The following is a 2,203-nucleotide window of genomic DNA, read 5'->3' on the forward strand; positions in this document are numbered from 1 at the left end:
GAATTAAAACCGTTGCTTCATCTGGAAGTTGTTCCAACGTTTGAACAAATTGATTAGGCATAAGAGTCAAATCATAAATTGCATTATTGGGAGCATCTTCAACCATTTCGTCAACGGTATCATATACTATTGGAATATCAAACTGAGTTGCTAATTCTTTGGCTCTTTGACGCGTTCTATTTGTAATTCCAGCAATTGTAAATCCGACACTTTTGTAAGCAGGCAAGTGTGCATCACGAACTATACCTCCTGCTCCAATGATATATATGGGACGATTTTCTAATGGTAATTCTGGTTTGTAGTTAATATCCATTATTGACTTTTATTTGTTTTTATATTTTGTCATTTTATCCTAAAGTTATAAATAACGCTTTTAAAAGTAATTTTTAATTCTAAAACCTCTAGCAAGCGAGCTTGCTCAGACCCAACCCGGACTATGTTTAAAAAACCACTTTTAATTTTTTGAAAATTAGCAGCTTTTTTTTTATATTATTATTTTTCGATATTATCGATTTTCAATTGTGCTTGATCTAAAATAGTTTCAATATTAGTTTCACTATTAATGACATCCAAAACCACTTGATCAATCACATCTGCAATTTCTGACCAATTGCTCTTGCGAGGAAGCGAACGGGTATTTTTATGTAATTATTCCAACTTGTAATAATAAGGAACTACTCTGTTTACCTCATGATCATGCCAAGTCGATTTACGGCAACCAATACCACCTTCTAAAGTTACTAGTTTATCATTTTGAGCATTGACTGCATATTTAATGAAATCATATGCTAGTTGCTTCTTTTGACTCCCTTGACCTATTACGTACATCCAATAAGCGTTGAGTGAAACACCTTCACCAGTTGGTCCTGCAGGAACAGGAGCAACATCTACTTTTCCTTTTACTTTCGAATCAGCAAAAAATTCACTGAACGAAGCAAAGCCAAACCAATTGACCATCATGGCTAAATTCCCATTGGCGAAAGCCATACCAGACTTAACCGAATCAAAATCTCGAGAATCAGGATGAATCGCATTCGTATTTTTCAACGCTTTACGATAAAACTCCATTCCTTCAACGGCTGCTGGCGTATTGATTTTTATTTTTTTATTTTCATCAAATAAATCTCCACCACGAGTCCATAATTGCAAGCAAAATCAAAAACAGTATTGTGACCGTCAGGATAAGCTGCAAAAGTAGTTCCGTATAAATTGTCTTCTGGTCTGTTGAAAAACGCGGCTACTTCCATTAAATCATCCCAAGTTTTTGGTATTTCCAAAGGTTTGCCATAATCACGGTAAAAAGCAACTTTTTCATCAAACGACTCAAACAAATCTTTTCTATATATCAAACATTCCGGTCCGTCATGAAAAGGCAAACCGTAAGTTCCTCCATCAAATCGCTGTTTGTACAACAAGGATTCTGACCAACCTTCTGGGAAATCTTGAGGAGCCTTTTTGTTGATGTAGGGTGTTAAATCTTCGATGGAATTAGATGCATAAGCCTCGGCAATCCAATCCGTATTGATTAGAGAAACATCCCAATCACCATTGGCCAAACCATCATTTTTTAAAATAGTATCGTATAGAGGGTGCAAGTCGAATGCCACCGCTTCCAACTCAAAATCACATTTTGTTTCTAGACAAAAGGATTCCCATATTTTAGCAATGGAAGATTCAAACGCATCAAATTTACGTACCGCTATTTTAAACTTTGGCTTGCTCATAGTCTTGAATTAACTCTTTAATAATTTCATTTGTATGTTCTCCTAAACCTGGTGACCCAAGGGTTGAAGTTAAGTATTCTCCATCAATTCTTATAGGACAACGTGTTGTTTCATATTCAAAACCATCTCCCATAGTTACTTTTTGGATCATGTCCAAGGCTTTGAAACCGTCATGAGCAAAGAGTTCGTCCCAATCCATTACTTTGGCACACCAAATATCTGCTGGTTCCAAAATACTTAACCAATGTTCGCTTGTATTAGTCAACAAATGATTGGCCAAAATCTTTTTTATTTCATCACGATGGGTAAACCAACTTGCTTTTTCAGGATAGTTTGATAACACTTCACAACCAATTAATTCCCCTATAAAAGGAATCGCTCCCATGGCTAGCGACATATATCCTGATTGTGTTTGGTAAATTCCATAAGGAGCACCCAAATAGGCATGAGCACTATTACTCTCTGGACGAATTGTAGGT

At 36.0% G+C, this 2,203-nt stretch carries 4 protein-coding genes; all 4 read right to left on the reverse strand.

Annotated elements, in window-relative coordinates:
* Positions 1-313 (reverse strand): Gfo/Idh/MocA family oxidoreductase (locus WBQ70_RS05390; RefSeq protein WP_423911478.1); only part of this gene is annotated, 313 nt, incomplete at its 3' end.
* A 335-nt stretch (positions 314-648) separates the two neighbouring features.
* Positions 649-1,149, reverse strand: coding sequence for an extracellular solute-binding protein (locus WBQ70_RS05395; protein WP_423911480.1), 501 nt, complete (start codon positions 1,147-1,149; stop codon positions 649-651).
* Entirely contained in the window at positions 1,098-1,724 is a 627-nt protein-coding gene (locus WBQ70_RS05400) for an extracellular solute-binding protein (protein ID WP_423911482.1), read from the reverse strand. Before WBQ70_RS05400 ends, WBQ70_RS05395 begins: the two co-directional genes overlap by 52 nt.
* On the reverse strand, positions 1,705-2,203 hold a 499-nt coding region (locus WBQ70_RS05405), incomplete at its 5' end, for a CoA transferase (protein ID WP_423911484.1). The genes WBQ70_RS05400 and WBQ70_RS05405, both read right to left, overlap by 20 nt.

The sequence above is a fragment of the Flavobacterium sp. genome, from assembly GCF_049590715.1.
Taxonomy (GTDB): Bacteria; Bacteroidota; Bacteroidia; order Flavobacteriales; family Flavobacteriaceae; genus Flavobacterium.